This window comes from Halomonas sp. KM-1, assembly GCF_000246875.1.
Taxonomy (GTDB): domain Bacteria; phylum Pseudomonadota; class Gammaproteobacteria; order Pseudomonadales; family Halomonadaceae; genus Halomonas; species Halomonas aerodenitrificans.
Window position 1 is genome coordinate 1 of sequence record NZ_BAEU01000135.1, and the last position, 20,018, is coordinate 20,018.

General features: G+C 63.1%; 11 protein-coding genes. 3 read left to right on the forward strand and 8 right to left on the reverse strand.

The features are described 5' to 3' along the window. The 5 genes from B8115_RS15955 to B8115_RS15975 form a co-directional block, all read right to left on the reverse strand. Positions 1 to 2,733, reverse strand: a 2,733-nt coding sequence (locus B8115_RS15955; RefSeq protein WP_010628829.1) for a retention module-containing protein, incomplete at its 3' end; no start/stop codon positions are given. A gap of 249 nt (positions 2,734 to 2,982) precedes the next feature. Then, positions 2,983 to 3,594, reverse strand: a complete 612-nt coding sequence (locus B8115_RS15960) for a response regulator transcription factor (protein ID WP_035591373.1) — start codon at positions 3,592 to 3,594, stop codon at positions 2,983 to 2,985. After that, positions 3,594 to 5,045, reverse strand: a complete 1,452-nt coding sequence (locus tag B8115_RS15965; protein WP_010628831.1) for an HlyD family type I secretion periplasmic adaptor subunit — start codon at positions 5,043 to 5,045, stop codon at positions 3,594 to 3,596. The genes B8115_RS15960 and B8115_RS15965 overlap by 1 nt, the downstream gene beginning before the upstream one ends. Beyond that, the gene (locus B8115_RS15970) at positions 5,045 to 7,216 is read right to left on the reverse strand and encodes a type I secretion system permease/ATPase (protein ID WP_026038169.1); all 2,172 of its coding nucleotides are present in this window, start codon (positions 7,214 to 7,216) and stop codon (positions 5,045 to 5,047) included. Before B8115_RS15970 ends, B8115_RS15965 begins: the two co-directional genes overlap by 1 nt. A 111-nt stretch (positions 7,217 to 7,327) precedes the next feature. After that, positions 7,328 to 9,598 carry a TolC family outer membrane protein gene (locus B8115_RS15975; RefSeq protein WP_010628833.1) on the reverse strand — a complete coding sequence of 757 codons (2,271 nt, stop codon included), beginning with the start codon at positions 9,596 to 9,598 and terminating at the stop codon, positions 7,328 to 7,330. Positions 9,599 to 10,040: 442 nt separating this feature from the next. Here B8115_RS15975 and B8115_RS15980 point away from each other — a divergent pair, with 442 nt between their 5' ends. From B8115_RS15980 to B8115_RS15990, 3 genes are all read left to right on the forward strand, one after another. Further along, a complete protein-coding gene (locus tag B8115_RS15980; protein ID WP_010628834.1) occupies positions 10,041 to 10,325 on the forward strand; it encodes a hypothetical protein in 285 nt (94 codons plus the stop codon). A 158-nt stretch (positions 10,326 to 10,483) separates the two neighbouring features. Next, positions 10,484 to 11,959: a tRNA uracil 4-sulfurtransferase ThiI gene (gene thiI, locus B8115_RS15985; protein WP_010628835.1), complete on the forward strand. Its 1,476-nt coding sequence runs from the start codon at positions 10,484 to 10,486 to the stop codon at positions 11,957 to 11,959. Positions 11,960 to 12,053: 94 nt separating this feature from the next. Then, the gene (locus B8115_RS15990; RefSeq protein WP_083861869.1) at positions 12,054 to 15,275 is read left to right on the forward strand and encodes a transglycosylase domain-containing protein; all 3,222 of its coding nucleotides are present in this window, start codon (positions 12,054 to 12,056) and stop codon (positions 15,273 to 15,275) included. Here B8115_RS15990 and B8115_RS15995 read toward each other — a convergent pair. From B8115_RS15995 to B8115_RS16005, 3 genes are all read right to left on the reverse strand, one after another. Then, positions 15,215 to 18,304 (reverse strand): efflux RND transporter permease subunit, encoded by a 3,090-nt coding sequence (locus tag B8115_RS15995; RefSeq protein WP_010628837.1) that lies wholly within the window; start codon positions 18,302 to 18,304, stop codon positions 15,215 to 15,217. The two genes, B8115_RS15990 and B8115_RS15995, sit on opposite strands and share 61 nt — an antisense overlap. A gap of 30 nt (positions 18,305 to 18,334) precedes the next feature. Beyond that, entirely contained in the window at positions 18,335 to 19,390 is a 1,056-nt protein-coding gene (locus B8115_RS16000; RefSeq protein WP_010628838.1) for an efflux RND transporter periplasmic adaptor subunit, read from the reverse strand. Between the two features lie 245 nt (positions 19,391 to 19,635). Beyond that, positions 19,636 to 19,911: a hypothetical protein gene (locus B8115_RS16005; protein WP_010628839.1), complete on the reverse strand. Its 276-nt coding sequence runs from the start codon at positions 19,909 to 19,911 to the stop codon at positions 19,636 to 19,638. Positions 19,912 to 20,018: the final 107 nt, after the last annotated feature.

Consider the following 20,018-nt stretch of genomic DNA (forward strand, 5'->3'; position numbering starts at 1 on the left):
GCTTTCGGTGTTCCAGGTGCCGGTGACGGCATCGCCCCCTTCGGTGGCCCAGTGGGCCCCACCAAGGTTGGCGTCAGGCGCATCATCGATGACTTTTACCGTGAGGTTGCTGCTGGCCGTATCGCCATCACGGTCCGTGACCGTAATGGTGAAGTCGCGAATCAAGGCATCGTCCTCACCCGGCGCGGAGTGGTCCTTGTTGCCCTGTAGCGTATATTCGTAGCTGACGCGATAGTTACCGAGAGGCAGCTGTGTGATGCCGGTGATCTCGAGCTTGTAGCCGTCCGGCACGTTGATGGCTGCATTCTCATAGTTGAAGCTGCCATCCGCGTTGCGTGTGACGGTCAACGTCAGTTGATCATCACCTTCGCCGATGGAGATGGTCACCTGAGCGAGGCCATCGATTGCGTTGACCAGGAAGCTACCACCCTGGGTCAGAGCACCCTCATTGGGGCTGCTACCGTTCTCCAGATTTGCTTCGTTGACGACCAGGTGCGCACCCTGGCCGAAGGGCGGCAGGTTGATGATGCCGACCGGGGAGTCGAAGCCCTTGACGGTGAGCGTGGCTGTATCGGTGTCGCCATCGCCATCGGTCAGGGTATAGGTGAACTTGTCGAGGAACAGCCCCTGATGATTTGGCGTGTCACCGCGCACGTAGGTGAAGTCGCCGTTGGAATAGATGGTCAGCTCACCGTGAACGCCTTGGATGACCGCCTTACCATCGACCAGCTCGACGACTTGTTCGCCAAACTGAACGTGCGTGACCTCGGCGCCATCTGCGCCTTCCACGTCATTGGCCATCACATTGCCGGACTTCTCGAACCGACCCAGACGAACCAGGGCCAGATCGTTGTTGGCTACCGGGCCGTCGTCGACGAAGCTGAGCTGGCCGCCAAGGTCGATACTGGCCGAAACCGTGTCGCCATCGCCATCGACTACCGTGGCGTTGAGCGAGAGGCCGCTGCCGGCCAGGCTCAGCACGTCTGCCGGGTTGGAGCCATCCGGGTGAGACAGCGCCAGATGCTGAGTCAGGGTGACTTCACCGGTCGCGGCATTGACGCTGATGGTAAAGGCCGTCCGGCCATCGGCATCTCGGCCGATGATCGTGCCGTTCTCCTCGACTAGCGTAATGGCATGACCGCCGTCGGTCGTCGTCAGTTCCGTGCTGCCATCGCCTTCGACGCTCAAGCTATAGCTGACGCTGCCCTCGCCATCGGCCCCGAAGACAACGGTAAAGGCCCCGGAGAAATCGACGGTTGCCGGCTCACCGAAGGCGCTTTCGTCGACCTCGAGCTCCGCCAGGTCGCCCGGATTGGGGTCGATGCTCGGCATGTCATCGACGATGCTGATGGTGCCACTCAAATCGGCACTCAAACTATCGCTGACCACGTCACCGTCGGCATCAGTCACGGTGACCGTGGCAACCACACCGACCAGGCCAGCCGGCAAGCCAACGCTATCCACACCCTGGTCGGGATGATCCACCGGAGCGGACTGAGTCAGGGTCACTACACCGGTGTCGGCATCGATCTCGATGCGCAGCACTTCGGTATCACCGGCACGGCCGATGACGACGCCATCCTCGAGAGTGAATACGATCGGCTCACCCCCGCTGGTCAGGTCGTGCTCTACGTTGCCCAGAGTCAGGCCGTAGGCGTCGACCACGGTGCTGCCCGCGCCGTCAGCGCCGTAATTGACGCTGACAGCAGACTCGAAGGCACTGGATACGTTACCGGTGGCCACGGAGACATCGCCGACGGTTTGCTTGTCGTAGACAATCAAGGCTATCTGGCCGAGCTCAACGCTGCCGACCTCCACGCTCGGGCTGTCATCCAGGATGGTGATGTTCAGCGTCCCGGTAGCCGTACCGCTGCTGCTGGTCACGGTGTAGACCAGGCCTGTAACCGCCTCGTCCGTGCCCTCTTCATGCAGCAGGTTGTTCAACTGGGTAAGGGTGAAAGCGCCGGTGCTGGGATTGAGCTCGATGGTGAAGATGTTGAGCTCACGACCGGGCGAAAAGGCAGTCAGCGTATTGCTGCCGGCATCCCAGCTATACACGATGGTTTCTTGACCGACCTGGGTTTCGACACCATCCATGGCCGCAAAGCTGATGCTTCCGGATCCGCCGGAGCCAAACGAGAACGGCAGAGTGCCAGTCACGACGGAGCCGGATTCACTGAGGATATCGGCATCGTTCAACGACGCGTCGAAGCTTCCGGCAGTTGGAGCGATAACCTCGTCTTCCGGCGAAGCTGCTGTAAAAGCGGCGCCCTCGATCTCGGGCAGTTCACTGCCCAGCCCCAGGCCATATTCGAATGCCAGGGGGTTTGTATCTTCGGCAATACGAGCGAGGCGCACGAAGCTGTGACCACCATCGGCGGCGCCACCGGGGCCGGCCCCGGCTGCAGTGGCATCGAGCACGTCGAGCAGGTCGATGCTGTCGTCGTCCAGTGCGGCCAGCAGTGCCTCGAGATCCTCATCGAGAGCCGCAAACTCGGAAGCATCGACGACTTCGTCGGCATCGAGTTCGGGCGTCATGGCCACCTGTTCGCCACCTTCGATCACTGTAGGATCCTGGCCATCGCCGAAGTCAAGCTGGGCGCTTCCGTTATCGGAGGTCACCAGCACCTCACCTTCCTGGAGCGTGTCCCCAACGCTCAGCTCGCGAACATTACCGTCTGCATCTCGCGCCCAGGCGCGCCCCGTGATCGAAATGATGGTGGCATTGGCCATGACCTGACTCCCTGCTTCGTCTAAGTGTTACCGTTTTTTGGTTTTCTTCTGGCGCACGTTGTGCGCACACCGGACTCCTTGACGATACACATTAAATTACGTTTCGAAACAAAAATATTGGACCGAAGGACAGTGTTTGAAATTAGCGAAAATAAATTTAATAAAAGCTACAAAAACAAAGGCTTGCTGAAAAAACAGCAAGCCATTTGATGGACACGCCGGCTAGAACAGAAGCACAGCGCCAAGATTTCAGACGATATTCTCGTCCTGACGAGAGAGTTTGAGCACCAGTTGCATGCGGTCACGCACCCCCAGCTTGCGAAACGCTGCGCCGAGATGCGCCTTGACCGTACGCTCGGTGATGTCGAGCAGACGAGCGACTTCCTTGTTGCTGCGCCCTTCTGCCACGGCCAGGGCCACAGCACGCTCACGCTCCGTCAGTATGGCCAGGCTATCCACTGGCAGGCTCTCACGCCCGCCAAGCGTGGTGAATGCTGCACCTAGCACCTTGCTCAACAGCTCAGCCGGTACCCATACCCCTTGATTGCCAGTGACCAGCGCGGCCTGGGACAGCAGCTCAGGTGGCGAGAGCGCATGCAGGTAGCCCCTGGCGCCTGCCTGCAGCGCCTGAAGCGCTTCGGCTTCACTCGGCACCAGAGTCATTACCACGATGGTACATCCTTGCGCGGCCAAAGCCGTGGTCAAGGCAGGCCACTCGGCATGATCGGTCATGAGCCAGATCTGGTCGCCACGCTTCGTCAGTCGCAGTACCCGTTCAGGATCGACCTGGCGGACGTCGGGAAAGGCACTGCGCAGCCGTGGAATTTCTGCACGTTTCTGGCTGATGAACAGAGCTGTCATCATCGTTCTCCCATGGAGTCGCTCCATGCTCTCAGCACGGGCTTGAGCAAGAACTGCATCACGGTACGCTTGCCGGTCAGGATGTCGACCTGAGCCGTCATGCCGGGAATGACCTGGATGTCGCCACCCAGATCTTCTCCCTCCAGCGTTCTCACACGCACCAGATAGAAGGTGTTGTCGTTGTCGTCGGTGATGGTGTCGGCGCTGATATGTACCAGTTCGGCCTCCAGCCCACCGAAGATGGCGAAGTCGTAGGCGGTCAGCTTGATCGTGGCCGGCTGACCCGGGCGCAGGAAGGCGATGTCCTGCGGGGCGATACGCGCCTCGACCAGCAGTTGATCGTCGCTGGGTATGATGTCCACCACGTCCTGGCCGGGCTGCACGACGCCACCCAAGGTGGTGATACCCAGACGCTGCACGACGCCGGTAACCGGTGAGCGCACCTCAGCCAGGCGCACGCGATCCTGCAGGCCGGCACTGGATTCATCGAGCGCACCGAGGTCGCCGATGGTCTGGGCCAGATCGTTGCGCCAGTTGCTGCGTCGCTCGGCGCCGAGCTCGCGTAGCTGAGTGCGCGCCTCCTCCACGGCGGCCTCGAGTCGAGCAACCGAGGCTGCCGCCTGGTTGCGCTCGCCGGTCGCGCGGGACACTTCGCGCTCCAGCCTAAGTATGTCGACTTCAGAAACCGCCCCGGACTGCAACAGCGGCCGCGTCAGGTTCAGCTCCTGGCTGGCCATGCTGGCCTCGCGCTGGGCGGTATCCCGGCGTGCCTTGGCCTCGTTGAGCTCTTCTTCACGCTGACGGATGCGGTCGCGCAGAATGCTCTCCTGTTCGCGCAGCTCCTCGCGCCGGCTCTCGTAGACCTCCCGCTCCTGGGCCACGATGTCCGGCGCTTCGGTGCGCAGTTCTTCATCGGGGTTGAAGGGCGTGTCAGTGGCCAGGGCACGCAGCCTTTCGGCACGAGCACGCAGCGCCAGCGCTTGGGCCCGGTTTTCGCGGAAGTTGGCGATGAAGCGAGTGGGATCGATGCGCATGAGCACCTGCCCCGCCTCGACCAGTTCACCTTCGCGGATCAGGATCTCCTGCACCACGCCGCCATCGAAGGACTGCACTTTCTGCAGTTGGCTGGAGGGGATCACCCGCCCCGTGCCGCGGGTGACTTCGTCGATCGAGGCGAAGTAAGACCAGACGATCAGTGCGATGACGGCGAGCAGAACGGTATACAGGAATATCCTCGCCCGGATGGGGTCCTGCTGCATGCGCGCCCAATCGGCATCGCTGGCCCAGTCGCGATTGAGATGGGCAGCCGTGACGCGCTTGGAGAACAGACGGTCGATGAAGGGGCGAAACGGCTTGCCGCCCACTTCGGAAAAACGCCCGATCGCTTCGAAGCCTTGCTGCTCGGCGCTCTTGCCCTTGCCTTTGGCCTTGGGAGAAGACATGACGGTCATCAGCTGGCCCTCCCGATCTGGCCTTTGCGCAGGGCCTCGACCACTTTGTCGCGGGGACCGTCGGCGACGACCTTGCCGGCATCGATGACGATGATGCGGTCGACCAATGACAACAGCGAGGTACGGTGGGTCACCACGATCAGCGTCTTGCCCTCGCCGTACTGCTTCAGATTGGTCTTGAAGGCCTCTTCGCTGGCGTGATCCATCGAGCTGGTCGGCTCGTCGAGCAGCAGGATCTGCGGGTCGTGGACCATGGCCCGGGCGATGGCCACGGCCTGACGCTGGCCGCCGGAGAGCATCTGGCCGCGCTCGCCCACTTGCAAATCGACACCATGAGGGTGCCCGTTCACCAGGCTCTCCAGCCCGCTGAGCTTGATGGCACGCAGCAGCGAGTCGTCATCGACGCCGTCGCTGCCGCCACCGGCGACGATGTTCTCGCGCAGCGAGCCGAAGAACAGGCTCACGTCCTGGGGTACGTAGCCGATATGGCGGCGCAGCTGGATGGGGTCGAACTGGCGCAGATCGACCCCATCGAGCATGACCGCTCCCGCCGTGGGCGCATAAAGGCCCAGCAGCAGCTTGTTGAGCGAGGTCTTGCCGCACCCCACGCGACCGAGCAGCGCCACCTTCTCACCAGGCTCGATCTTGAGCGAGACATCGCGCAGCGCATCGCGCTCCTCGTCGGGATAGCGCAACGACGCCTTGTCGAAGCGAATCTCGCCACGGACCACCGGACGCGAGATGAACGCCTTGCCTTCGGGCCGCTCCACCGGTCGCTGCATGACATCGTCGAGCGACTTGAGCGCGGTGGAAGACTGGTGATATTGGGCCAGCAACGCCGCCGCCTGACTGATGGGGGCCATGGCCCGGGACGACAGCATGTAGGCCGCAATGAGCCCACCCTGACTCAGATTGCCATCGATGATCAGATAAACGCCGATCAGGATGACGCCCACGGCCACGGTGTGCTGAGCCCACATGGCGACGTTGGAGACTGAGGTGCTGACCAGGCGCAGTTGGGCGGAAGTGCGCGAGAGAAACGCGGTCGCCTTCTCCCAGATCGATTGAATACGACTCTCGGCCCGCAGCGACTTCACCGTCTCCAGGCTCGACAGCGATTCCACCAGCGTGGCGTTGCGCTGAGCGCTGACCCGCCACGTGGTTTCGGAAAGCTCATGCAGTTTGCCCTGAGCGGCCAAGGCGTAGAGCAGTACCAAGACGATACCGGCCAGAACCGGTAAGGCCAGCGGTGCCCCTATCAAGGCAATCACGCCCACGAACAGCAGCACGAAGGGCAAGTCGACCAGCGCCACCACCGTGGCCGAGCCGATGAACGAGCGCACCGACTCGAAGGACTGCAAGGTCGAGGCGAATGACCCGGTAGAGGCGGGTTTGGCCTCCATGCGTAGCCCCAGCACCTGGGACATGATTCGCGATGAAAGCTTGACGTCGGCCCGGCTTGCCGCCAGGTCGACGAAAGCGCTGCGCATCAGGCGCAGCGCGAGATCGAAACAGAGCACGACGAAGATACCGACGGCCAGCACCCACAGCGTCTCGGTCGCATGGTTGGGCACCACACGGTCGTAGACATTGAGCACGAACAGCGGCATCGCCACCGCAAAAAGATTGATGACCACAGAGCCGGCGATCACATCGCGATAGAGGCGACGGTTCTCGCGGATGACGCCCCAGAACCAGTGGCGGGAGCGCTGTTTGTCGACTTCCGGGCCCCGCGCATCGAAGCGAAAGCGAGGTCGCACGTAAATGGCCTGACCGCTGTAGCTTTCGGTAAGGCCATCGAGATCGACTTCGGTGACGGCATCGCCGAGTTCGGGAAAGATCACCCGTGCCCGGCGCGACTTGAGGTCCAGCCCCACGAGCACGCAAGCACGCCCCGGTTCCAACAGCAAAACGGCGGGAAAGAGTGCCGGGTTGAGTTGCACCAGACGACTCTTGGCGATACGTGCCGTCATACCGGCCCGCGCAGCAGCCCGCGCAAAGACACCGGGTGTGAGGCGCCCTTCTTCCAACGGCAGGCCCGCCGTCAATGCATCGGGCGTGACCGCATGGTCATGAGCCAGAGCAACGGTTTGCAGGCACTCGAGCAGCTCGTCACGAACTGCCGAGCGAGGGGCCTCCTGGGAGGAATACAACACTTCTTGCTGTGTCACGTGGACCTCGGGGATGAGGCCCGCCCGGCTGATCCGGGCGGGTTGATGCTAGATGACGATTACGGCGCTGTCCGTGCGAACGCAGCACAGACAGCTTTTACCCCGGGTCGTTCAGCCCTGCACGACATAGCTGTCGGCATAACCCAAGCGCTTCAGCTCGCCACGCAGTGCCGCCAGTTCACCCGGATCGCCGATGGGGCCGAGCTGGATCCGATGCAGTGCGGCAGAGCTGACCAGGCGCATCGGCCTGGCCAAGGCATCGCTGAGCTGGCTGCCGAGCTGCTGGGCTCGTCCCGCATCGCTCAGCGCCGCCACCTGCAGGTAGGCGCCCTGCTCGACACCCACCGCCTGCGGCTCTGCCTGACCGGCAACGGCCAGCTCGCCAAGGGCGACCTCACCGTAAACCTCGCCCTGAACTTCGCGATAGACGCTGGCAACGGGCTGCTGCTGGGCCCAGAATTCGGCCACGCTCAGCTGAGTGGCGTGCTCCGTTTCCTGAGTGCCGATAGCCGGCCACTGCTGCGCGGACGACATGTCGAGATTTTCACCCACGCGCTCGAGAGTGACTTCCACGCGGCGGTTCTGACGGCGCCCTTCTACCGTGTCGTTGCTCGCCACTGGACGGCGTGAGCCGTAACCGCGGGTCTGGATCAGGCCGCGATCGACGCCTTGACCGACCAGGTAATCCGCCACGCTGTCGGCACGACGCTGCGACAGCGGATCGTTGATGGCATGGCTACCGGTGCTGTCGGCATGGCCGGCGATGAAGACTCGCGCCAGATCGGTACGGCCACGGATCTGGCCGGCCAGGTCAGCGAGTTCCTGACGCGCATCCGGGCCCAGCTCGGCGCTGTTGACGGCGAACAGAGCGTCGGCGGAAAGCGTGACGTCAGGTGCACGGGTCGGCGCCGGCGCACTGATGCCCCGGGTGAAGTCGGCCAGGGTGAAGCCGCCGGGACCGTCGATCGGGCACAGCACGCTCGGGTCGAGCGCCACGCCGTCGCTGCCCAGTTCGGCCAGGCTCGGCATGTCGTCACGCATGACGCCGAGTGCCTGCATCAACTGGCCCATGGCCGCCAGGGTGCGCGCATCGGCCAGGGCGATGTCGTACTGGGCGTTGGCATAGGCACGGCTGGCCTCGAAGTACTCGTTCTCGCTGTCGAGCACGTCGAGCAGGGTGCGCTGGCCGATGTCGAACTGCTGCTGATAGGCGCCGCGAACACGGTCGATGGACTGGCGATGCTCGTTGAGGTAGCGGATCTGTTCGCGCAGGCGCTGGGTATCGTTGTAGGCGATCTGCGTGGTTTGACGCACGTTGGTACAGGCCAGGTCACGCTGGTCGATGGCCTGCTCGACACGGTCGCTGGCCGCACGGAACGACGCCAGGTCGCTGCCGCCGCGGTACAGGTTCATGCTGGCGACCAGTTCGATGCTGTGACGGTCGCGCCGCCCGAAGCCATCGAAGCCGCTTTCGTTGTTGTTGGTACCGGTGCGACCGCGCAGATCCAGGCGCGGCTGGAACCCGGCCCGGGTGCCGGCCTGCTCGGCCCGGGCCGCCTCGATGTTCTCGATGGCGGCGTGGAAGTCGGGATTGCCCTGGAAGGCCAGATTGACGGCTTCGCTCACCGAAGGCGGCAGGCGAGTGTCGAGCTGCGGCGCCGGGGCCAGATTCTCGGCGGGCAGGCTGCCGACGATGCGCAGGTAGCGCGCGGTGACATCGTGCAGGTTGGAGGCCTCGGTCATCAGGTTGGATTCGGCCAGTGCCAGGCGACCGCTGATCTGTTCGAGGTCCACACCGCGACCGGCACCGGAGCGTACCCGGTCCTCAATCTGGTTGAACACGCGCAGGTGGTCGGCATAGTTGTCCTGGGCAAGACGAACCAGCTCACGGTACCGGCGCACGTCGAGGTAAGCACGAGTGGCTTCCAGGGCGACGTTTTCGCTGGCACCGAGCAGCTCGTAGTAGCGCACCAGCTTGGCACGATCGAGTCGCTCGACCTCGCTGCGGGTGGCAAAACCGTCGTAGATCATCTGGGTCAGGCGCAGCTCGGCGAAGTCGGTATCGTAGCTGCCGCGTCCATCGCCCTGACGATCCTCACGACCGACGCCGGCCGCAACGTCGACGCTGGGCAGGTAGTTGCCGCGTGCCACTCCGACATCATGGCCCGCGGCACTCAAGCCGTTCCAGGCCGCCTTGACTTCCGGATTGGTGACCAGCGCCTGGCGCACGACCTGCTGAATATCCGACGACCCCGGCGCAGCCAGGCCGGGCGGTAGAGTCTGGGCCACCGCGGCCGTCAGGGGAAGCAGCGCAAGCGAAGACCCCACCAGCGCGGCCTTGGCCAGCTTGTGGGTACGAGAGAAGTCAGTGGCATATTTCATGGGAGTTCCCTTTTCATGATATCGATCGCCCCGTCTGCACAGGCGATCCGTCGAGTTGTGAAGACATGTTCTTGTTATTACGGGGCTCACCCGGACCAAGCCGGACGGTGCATCCTTTCCCGATTCCCTTTCGAAAGCTGATTTGCCTGAACCACGCCGCAGTATGAGCATCAACGGGATACATTGAGTTACCTTTGATACTCCTCGTCGCACGCCTCCAGGAAAGGTCAACCCTTTTTTGTAAGTAAGCGTAACCGAGGTTATCCGATTGTCCAATAGATTCCTTCGTCGTTTTTTCAACCTTTAGCATGAGACTGCCTAACGCCGGGAACCGGGCGCGAGGCTGAGCCGTCAGGCATTGACGGCGCTCTCCCGCTTGCCGACAAACATGGTATCGTCAGCCACATGAATGGCCGGCGCTATCAGCAAAAGGAGACGTGACATGTCAGCCTCATCTGAAATTCAAAAAACACGCGTTATCAATGAGCTGCGCGGCTTCATCAAGAAGTTGCTACAGGACCCGCGTATCCTCGAACAGTCACTGGAGATTGCCCGCCGTCATTACAGCGAGGGCAAGCCCGAAGATGCCGCTGCCCGTATCGCCAATGAAATTTCCGATACCACCAGCGTGCACATCCCCGAAGATCCGCAGGAACATTCCGAAGCCGACAAACTGTTCCTGGAACTGCTGAAGGAAGTGATCAGTGAGGAGCAGGCGCTCTACTGAGTCACTCAATCAACGCAACGGCATGACTCGATAGGCGGGCGCCGCAAGGCGCCCTGGCTCCCCCGAATGGCTTCGAGACGAGAATCCGCCCCCCGCTTACCTCTCTCTGGTATAATGGCAAGCAATTGTTTTCCAATACCTTTACAAATCCCTTGCCCATGTACTATCTGCTCAAGCTGTTTCCGGAAATCACCATCAAGTCACGTTCGGTGCGCCGCCAGATGACTCGCTGCCTGGTCGGTAACATACGCAACGTGTTGCGTCCGTTGGGCGAGACGATAGACGTTCAGGGCGGATGGGATGCACTGAAGGTGCTCGTGCCGACCGATGCCGAACCCGACTGGTATCGCGAGATACAGGAGACCTTGTGCGACATTCCCGGCGTGCATGAGGTGCAGTGCGTCGAGGAAGTCCCTTTCGTCTCCTTCGAGGACACCACCGCACGGCTGCTGCCCGTGTGGCGGAACGCCATCGCCGGCCGCACCTTTCGCATCACGGTGAAACGCCGTGGGGTGCACGATTTCAGCTCGGAACAGCTCGAGCGCCACCTCGGCCGGGCGCTGCTGGATGCGGCGCCCGATGCCAGGGTACGGCTGAAGGAACCGGACGTGGACGTCAGGGTAGACGTGGTCGAAAGCCGGCTGCGCATGGTGCGCCAGCGCTGGCCCGGCCTTGGCGGCTACCCCCTGGGTCTGCAGGGCCAGGCCCTGACGCTGATATCGGGTGGCTACGACTCCCCGGTGGCGGCCTGGAAAATGATGCGCCGCGGCATCAAGACCCACTTCCTCTTCTTCGAACTCGGCGGCGCCGGCCATGAGGCCGCGGTACGCGAAGTGGCACACCATCTGTGGCATCGCTACTCCCGCTCACATCGCGTGAAATTCATTGCGGTGCCGTTCGAAGGCGTGGTGGCTGAACTGCAGCGCAGCATTCCCGATGGTCTAATCGGCGTGGCGCTGAAGCGCATGATGGTGCGCGCCGCGAGTCGCATCGCCACCCGTGCGCGTATCCCCATGCTGGTGACCGGCGATGCCATCGCTCAGGTCTCGAGCCAGAGCCTCACCAACCTGGTACTGATGGACGAGGCCAGCGACGTGCCGATCCTGCGTCCGCTGATCGCCGAGGACAAGCAAACCATCATCGACACCGCACGCCAGATCGGCACCGCCACTTATGCCGAAGGCATGCCCGAGGTGTGCGGCGCCGTTTCCCAGCGGCCCAACACTCAGGCACGCCACGATAAAGTGATCGCAGCAGAGGAAAATTTCGACTTCAGCGTCCTGGACGACGCCGTCCAACGAGCGGTACTGACGCGCTCCGATCAACTGCTGGAGCAAGCCCAAACAGCAGCGACCGAACTCGAGGTGATCACCGATCTACAGACCGCAGCCAACGACGCCGCCGTCAGCGTAATCGACATTCGCCCGCCTGCGGAACGCGAAGCGGCGCCCCTATCGCTTTCCCAGGTCGAGTGTCTGGAAATCCCCTTCTTCGAGTTGCAGTCGCGTGCCGAAGCGCTGCCTGATGATCGTCGCTATCTGCTCTACTGCGCTCAAGGTGTGATGAGTCGTATGCAGGCCATGCATCTTCACGATCGCGGATTGACCCATTTCGGCGTCTATCGCGGAAATTAGCGCAGGTTACAATTTCTTTTTTAGCAACCACTTTATTGCCTCACCGGACTAGGCTAAAACAAAAAGTATGAGTCGCGGTCGAGTGGGGTGACGTATGAGTGTGCGCGGTACTTCGTCACGCCGGGATTCGCCTACCGTGGCGTGGCGCGACAACGGCGATTCGCTGCCCAGGCGTTCGCCGTTCATTGAAGAACCGAGAATCGCCCCTGCTCCTCGGCCGGAGCCGTCGCGCCGCTGGCTTTACCTGACACTAGCGCTCTTGCTGCTGGTATTCGGGGTATCTCTGGCCACGCTGCTCGTCGCCGAGGCCAAGACCTCCCACTTTCAGGCCCAGGAGCTCTCCCGCTACGCCTCAACCCTGCGCTACACGGTGGAGCCCGGTCGCAGCACGCAGATCCTGTTTCCTCAACACGGCCCCTTCGATCAACGCCTGGGCTATACCCTGCTACCGGAATTCGAATCCCGCCTGAACAATCGCGGTTACGAGATCGCCGAGCAGGCCCGCTTCACGCCCGCCCTGCTCGACTACACCCGCCGCGGCTTCTTCCCGCCTTTCGGAGAGAAAACCCAGGCCGGCCTGACCATCGAGGAGTGCCGCGGCGACACCTTCTACGAGTTCCGCCACCCTCAGCGTCAATACGCCAGTTTCGAGGCCATTCCACCGGTGATACTGCAGGTGCTGCTGTTCATCGAGAACCGCCATTTGCTGAACGAAAGCACCCCCTACGCTAACCCTGCCGTCGACTGGCCACGCTTCACCCGTGCGGCCATGTCCCAGGTGGGCCGCGCCCTGGATCTTTCGGAGCAGTCCGCAGGTGGCAGCACCCTGGCTACTCAGGTGGAGAAGTATCGGCATTCGCCGCGGGGGTTGACCTACTCGCCGATGGAGAAGCTGCGCCAGATGGTTTCCGCCAGCGTGCGCAGCTATCGCCAGGGCCCACAAACCATGACGGCTCGCCAGGACGTGGCACTGGACTACCTCAATACCGTACCGCTGTCCGCGGCGCCCGGCTACGGCGAGGTGCATGGACTCGGCGACGGCCTCTGGGTCTGGTTCGGCGCCGACTTCGACACCCTCAACCGGCGCCTGGCGATCGGCTTCGATGGCGTCGATGAACGCGCAGAGACGGGGTTGGCACTGCGCCAGGTGGTGGCCCTGATGATCGCTCAACGACGTCCCTCCTGGTATCTGACCAATGGCAAGCAGGCCCTGGAGGAGCTGACCGACAGCCATCTGCGCCTGCTGAGGCAGGAAGGGGTGGTGCCGTACGATCTCGCCCAGGCGGCTCTGGAGCAGCGCCTGTCGTTCCGTCACTTCGGCACGGCATCGTTCGACCTGCGCAATGAGCCGGACAAGGGCATCCAGATGGCGCGTCAACGCCTGGGCGGCATGCTCGGCATGTCATTCTACGATCTCGATCGGCTCGACCTCAGAACCAGCACCACGCTGCATGCCGATCTACAGCGGGACGTGACCCGTTACCTGCATCGACTGGCGGACCCGGACTTCGCCGCCGAAGTCGGCCTGCTGGGGGATCGCCTGCTGCCACGGGAGCGGACCCAGGACGTGCACTACAGCTTCACCCTGTTCGAGCGCAGCGAGGATGGCTTCCGGGTCCGCGTGCAGACCGACAATACCGACCAGCCGTTCGACATCAATCAGAGCAGCAAACTGGAGCTGGGCTCCACCGCCAAGCTGCGGGTGCTCGCCACCTACCTCGAAATGGTGGCCGAGGTGCACGGCCGCCATGCCGGCAAGAGCGTAGAGGCGCTACGCGCCATCGAAACCGACCGCCAGGACACGCTCAGCCGCTGGGTGCTGGACCGCCTCATCGAGAGGCCCGATCTCAGCCTCGATGCGCTGCTTGGCATGGCCATGGAGCGGCGCTATTCGGCGAGCCCGGCCGAGGCCTTCTTCACCGGCGGCGGACGCCATACCTTCAGCAATTTCCGCCGCGAGGACAACGGGCGCAATCCGACTCTCTCGGAGGCCATGCGCGAATCGCTCAACCTTCCGTTCATTCGGCTGATGCGAGAACTGGTGCGCTACAGCACTCACCATGCCGAGCACCGTTCGCAAGTGCTGGAGAACGACAGCGACCCACGACGCGAGGAGTATCTGCGGCTGTTCGCCGACCGTGAGGGACGCACCTTCCTGCAGCGCTTCTGGCGCAAGTATCGCAACCAGGACAGCGAAGCACGTCTCGTCACCTTCCTCGAGGGGCTCAATGTCTCCGCACCGCGCCTGGCGGCCGTGCATCGCTACCTGTTCCCCGAGGCCGATCTGGAGACGTTCAATGCGTTCCTCGTCGATTGGCTGCCCAACGCCAGCCGGCTCAGCGAGCGCGAGGTCGCGGCGCTCTACGAGCGCTACGCGCCCGGCAACTTCACCCTGACCGATCAGGGCTACGTGGCTCGCGTCCATCCGCTGGAGCTGTGGCTGCTGGGCTACCTGCTCGACTATCCGGAAGCCAGCTTCGGCGAAGCGGTAGCGGCCAGTGCCGAGGAGCGTCAGGAGGTGTATGGCTGGCTGTTCCGCACCCGACACCGCAGCGCCAGGGACGTACGCATTCGCACGATGCTGGAGGTCGAGGCATTTCTCGACATCCACGAGCGCTGGCAGCGCCTGGGCTATCCGTTCGCCCACCTGGTACCCTCGCTGGCCACCGCCGTGGGTACCTCGGGCGACCGCCCGGCGGCGCTGGCCGAACTGATGGGCATCATTCTCAACGATGGGGTCAAGCTGCCTACCCTGCGTATCGACGAGCTTCACTTCGCTGCCGACACCCCCTACGAGACGCGCTTCGTCCCCGCCTACGCGCAGGCCCAGCGGGTCATGCGGCCGGAGGTGGCCACGGTGCTGCGTGAAACTCTGTCGCAAGTGGTCGAGGGGGGCACCGCCCGGCGGCTACAGGGCAGCTTCACCCTGGAAGACGGCTCGCCGCTAGTGCTGGGCGGCAAGACCGGCACCGGCAATAATCGCATCGAGACGGTCAGCCGCAGCGGCCAGGTGACAAGTTCGCGGGCACGCAACCGCACGGCCACCTTCGTGTTCTACCTCGGCGAGGATCACTTCGGCACCCTGACCGCTTTCGTCTCAGGCAGCGCCTCGGACGACTTCCGCTTCACCTCGGCCCTGCCTGTTCAGGTGCTGAAGGGCATGGAGCCGATCCTGCGCCCCTATCTGGTGCCAGGTGTCGGCACCTGTCCGCCGCCACAAACGGAGTACCATTTCGCCGATGATAGTGAGGCGGTTCAGCCCCCGGCCGAGAGCGACGACGACTCTTCCTCATCGCTCTCGGTTGCCCTGCGATAGGGAATGCCGAAGAACAGCGAGTAGAACACCGGCACCGCGATCAGCGTCAGCAGCGAGGCAAACGCCAGCCCGCCCATGATGGTAACGGCCATGCTGCTGAAGAAGGCATCGAACAGCAGCGGTAGCATGCCCAGAATGGTGGTGCCGGCTGCCAGTAGCACCGGTCGCAGACGGCTGATGCTGGCATCGATCAGCGACACCAGGCGCTCCTTGCCCGTCTCGATCTGGGCGTCGATCTCGTCGACCAGCACGATGGCATTCTTCATCAGCATCCCCGACAGGCTGAGCATGCCCAGTAGGGCCGTGAACGAGAACGGCAGCCCCGTTAGCAACAGCCCGATCACCACGCCGCAGATCGACATCGGCACCACCAGCCAGATGATCAACGGCTGGCGCAGCTTGCCGAACAGCAGGATCGATACCACCAGCATCGCCACGAAGCTCAGCGGCAGCTGTTGCGCCAGCGAGGCCTGGGCCTCGGCCGAGTCTTCGTATTCACCGCCCCACGCCATGGCATAGCCAGGCGGCAGCGCCATGGCCTCGATCTCTTCACGCACGGCTGAATGGGCCGCCGCAGCCGTGTAGCCCGGCGCCGGGTCGGCCTGTACCGTCAGCGTGCGCACGCGGTTGCGCCGATGGATCCGCGACTCCTCGCTCTGGGTTTCGAAGCCGTCGACGATCTGGGCAATGGGAATGAAGCGCTGCTCGGCGTTGCTCCACACCATGCGGTCGGCCAGTAGGGAGACGTCGCCGCGCTCGTCCGCCGGCGGACGGGCAACGATGGGTATCAGGTTGTCCCCCTCGCGGTAAGTACCCGCGCGTACCCCCGACGCGGCAAACTGCAGGGTTTGCGCCAGCTCGTCGCGGGTGACCCCGGCAATGCGGGCACGCTCCTCGTTGTACAGCGGCACCACGACGGCCTCTCGTTCGCGCCAATTCTGACGCACGTCGATCACCGCCGGGTTGGCCCGCATCCGCTGCTGTGCCTCATCCGCCAGGCGACGCAGCTCTGCCGGGTTGCTGCCCTGGAAGCGTGCCTCGATCTGGGCATCCCCACCCGGGCCGAACTGGATACGCTCGGTGCGTACCCGCGCCTCGGGAAACGCGGCCTGAAGCTCGGCATAGACGTGGGGATCGAGTTCATCGATGCGCTCCAGGCTCTCGGCCCGCACGATGAACTGCGCATAAGCCGGGTTGGGCTGCTCCGGGGCGTAGGTCAGCATGAAGCGAGTCGCCCCGCGGCCGACGAAGGTGGAGACGTTCTCCACCCCCTCCTGGTCGAGCAAGTAATGCTCAATGCGCTCGGCATCGCGCTGGGTAGCACGGATGTCGCTACCCTGGGGCAGCTCGTAGTTGACGTAGAACAGCGGCGTATTCGAGTCGGGAAAGAACGACTGCGAAACGAAGGTGAAGCCCCAGGCGCACAGCGCCGTGATCCCCACCAGCAGCGCCACCGAGAGCACCCGCAGGCGCAGCGCCAGGGTGAGAAAGCGAGCGTAGATACGATAGAACAGACCGCCGTGGGGGTCCTTGTCGCTGCCGAGCTGCCGGCCGTGAAACAGGTAGTAGCCGAACAGCGGCGTGACAGTGATGGCCAGGACCCAGCTCAGCAGCAGGGAAATGGCGATCACGGCGAACAGCGAGAAGAGAAACTCGCCGGTGACGTCATCCGACAAGCCGATGCCCGAGAAGGCCAGGATACCGATCACCGTAGCGCCGAGCAGCGGTATCTGGGTACGCCCGGCGGCCTCGCTGGCCGCCTCCTTGACCGACTTGCCGCGCTGCATGTTGATCAACATGCCCTCGGCCACCACGATGGCGTTGTCTACTAGCATGCCCATGGCGATGATAAGCGCGCCGAGCGAGACCCGCTCCATCTCGATATCGAACATCCACATGAAGAACAGCGTACCGAGCACGGTCAGCAGCAGGGTCGCCCCTACCACCACACCGACCCGCCAGCCCATGAACAGGCATAGCACCAGAATGACGATGGTGACCGAGGTGGCCAGGTTGACCAGGAAATCGTTGATGGCCTCATCCACCACCCGATGCTGCTCATAGATGGGATGCAACTCGACGCCTAGCGGCAAGCGCGCTTCCAGTGCCTCGAGATGACGCTCCACCGCTTCGCCCACCTCGACGATGTTGGCCTCCGCCACCCCGGCCACGGCCAACGTGAAGGCCGGCTCGCCGTTGTGCCGGATCAGGTGGTTGGGGATTTCCAACGGCTGACGATAGACGCTGGCGATATCGACCAGCGAGATTTGCTCGGTGGTGCCCGGTCGGCCGATGCGAATCGCCTCGATATTGGCCACACTGTCCACTCCTGCGCGGGCGACGATGCGCACGTGGTCGTCGCCGATGCGCATCGATCCCGCATCGGTGACCTGGTTCTCGGTCTGGATGGTGTTGATCACATGGTCGACGGGAATGCCAAGCGTGGTGAGACGCTCATTGGGGATTTCGATGTAGATGGTCTCGTCGCGCTCCCCCGCCGTGGTGACCCGCGCCACATTGGGCACCGTCAGCATCTCCCGCTGCAGGAAGCGAGAGATGTCACGAATCTCGTCGTGGCCGTAGCCCGGCGCCGTCACCGCGTAGAAGATGCCGTAGACCTCACCGAAGTCGTCGTTGACCTGCGAGGCCGAAGCGCCTTCCGGCAACGAGCCCTGCACGTCGTTGACCTTGCGCCGTAGCTCGTCCCAGATCTGCGGCAGCTGATGGCTACGGTAGGTGGAGGCCACCTCCACCTCGATTTCCGAACGCCCCGGCATGGAGAGCGACTCGATCACATCGATCTGCTGCAGCTCCTGGATGGCCATCTCCAGGCGCTCGGTGACCTCCTCCTCCACTTCCTGGGCAGTGGCGCCGGGGTACTGGGTGTTGATGATGGCATTGGGAATGGTGAAATCGGGATCTTCGAGCTTGCCGACGTTGTTGAACCCCCAGATGCCCCCAAGCAGGCAGACGACGACGATGAGCCAGGTGATGACCGGCCGTTCGATGGACGACTTGGCGATATCCATATCCTGCTCCTGCCAGTTTTCGGACAGTACTTAGAGAGTCTCTTCCATGGGGCGAACACGCATGTCTTCGTGCAGCAGATGGGCCCCTGCCGCCACGATCCGCTCACCGGGCTGCAAGCCCGCCAGTACCGGCACCGTGTCGCCATGCAGCTGGCCAACCATCACCTGGCGCGGCTCGACGCGCTGGTCGTCGGCGCGATAGACCCAGACCCGGAAGTTGCCTTCGTTGTCCGTATCGAGCGCGGCCACGGGGATGCGCAGCGCGCCATGTTCGATGGCATCGATCAACGACACCGAAACGGAAGCCGTCATGCCCGGCATCGCTCCGACGGCTTCATGATCGGGAATGGCAAACTCCACCTGGTAGGTCTGGGCGACGTCATCGGGCTCGGTGACATGCTCGCGGTACTCGAGGGGAAAGCGCTCGCCAGGTACCGAGAGCAGTTCGGCCTCGACCTCGAAGCGCTCCGGATTCACGACGTTGCGCACCAGGGTCTCGGGAACGTTGATTCTGACCCGTAGCTCCGTTACGTCCTGCACCCGCGCAATGGCCGTATTGGGCTGCACGTTGCTGTGATTCTCCACCAGCCGGCGGGTCACCATGGCATCGAAGGGCGCCTCGATGGTGGTATAGGAGAGGTCCTGACGCGCGCTGTCGCGCTGCACTTCGGCAAGCTCGTACTGGGTGCGCACCTCATCGAAGGCCGACTGCGAGATGGCATTGGTTTCCAGCAACTGACGGGTACGCTCCATCTCTCGCCTGGCCAGCTGATATTCGGCCTCGGCTCGCCGAACGGCCAGCTCGAAGTCGGTCGGGTCGAGGCGAGCCACGCTTTCGCCCTGGGGGATGGTCTCGCCCTGGCGCGGCGGCACCTCGATCAGTTGGCCGCCGACTCGGAACGACAGGTCTACCGTGCGCAGGGCCTCCACTCTGCCGACGAAGCGTCGGCTCGGCACCAGCGTGTGTTCCCCCACTTCCATGAGCTTCACCACACGCACCGCAGGTTCGTCCTCTGCAGCCTGGTCGCCGTTGCACCCGGCCAACGCCAGCGCAACTATCGCCATAAGCCCCACTGCCCGCTTCATCGAACGACCTCCCTGTGTCTGCGCTATCGCGTGTATCTGCCCTCTCGCGCCTGCCGTCGGCTCCCTGAACGACTAACCATAGACCATACGAGCCTGAATGTAAGGCGCGCTGAATATTCAATCATACGTTTGAAACAGAGTCACGCTAATCACCGCAAGCCCCTCTCTGCAAGCCACTCGTGACAAGCCATAAACGACAAGGCCCGGTGCTGTGCACACCGGGCCTTGTACGAGAATGTCGTCGCTTACTGGCAGGGCACTACCTTACGCATGGTGTCCTTGGCCCACAAGGTCTGGCCATCCGGCGTCCTGCCATGGTCGTTCCAGCGCTCGGTGATCTCCATGCAGAAGGAGCCGGCGTTTTCGGTACGCACGTCCGGGTTGGACGGGCGCTCGCCACCGATGCGCAGCAGATCGGGATTTTCGGTGGTGTAGCGAGGCGCAATGGTGGAATTGCTGGCACAGCCGGCGACCAGGGCAGCGGCGACCAGAACTACGGGCAAACAGCGGCGCAAAGGCATGTTCACAAACCCTCAAGAATGTCGATTTCACTCCGGCAGGCATTGCCGGTAGCGCTAAATATCATTTGCCCCAGCGCAGCGTCAATCTTTTTCGAACACCGTTCGCT

What these genes read in the sequence shown, in the direction of transcription:
- B8115_RS15965 (WP_010628831.1), bottom strand. Translation starts at nt 5,045, where the DNA reads ATGACCGTCATGTCTTCTCCCAAGGCCAAAGGCAAGGGCAAGAGCGCC.
- thiI (WP_010628835.1), top strand. Translation starts at nt 10,484, where the DNA reads ATGTACTATCTGCTCAAGCTGTTTCCGGAAATCACCATCAAGTCACGT.
- B8115_RS15995 (WP_010628837.1), bottom strand. Translation starts at nt 18,304, where the DNA reads ATGGATATCGCCAAGTCGTCCATCGAACGGCCGGTCATCACCTGGCTC.
- B8115_RS15990 (WP_083861869.1), top strand. Translation starts at nt 12,054, where the DNA reads ATGAGTGTGCGCGGTACTTCGTCACGCCGGGATTCGCCTACCGTGGCG.
- B8115_RS15960 (WP_035591373.1), bottom strand. Translation starts at nt 3,594, where the DNA reads ATGACAGCTCTGTTCATCAGCCAGAAACGTGCAGAAATTCCACGGCTG.
- B8115_RS16000 (WP_010628838.1), bottom strand. Translation starts at nt 19,390, where the DNA reads ATGAAGCGGGCAGTGGGGCTTATGGCGATAGTTGCGCTGGCGTTGGCC.
- B8115_RS15980 (WP_010628834.1), top strand. Translation starts at nt 10,041, where the DNA reads ATGTCAGCCTCATCTGAAATTCAAAAAACACGCGTTATCAATGAGCTG.
- B8115_RS16005 (WP_010628839.1), bottom strand. Translation starts at nt 19,911, where the DNA reads ATGCCTTTGCGCCGCTGTTTGCCCGTAGTTCTGGTCGCCGCTGCCCTG.
- B8115_RS15975 (WP_010628833.1), bottom strand. Translation starts at nt 9,598, where the DNA reads ATGAAATATGCCACTGACTTCTCTCGTACCCACAAGCTGGCCAAGGCC.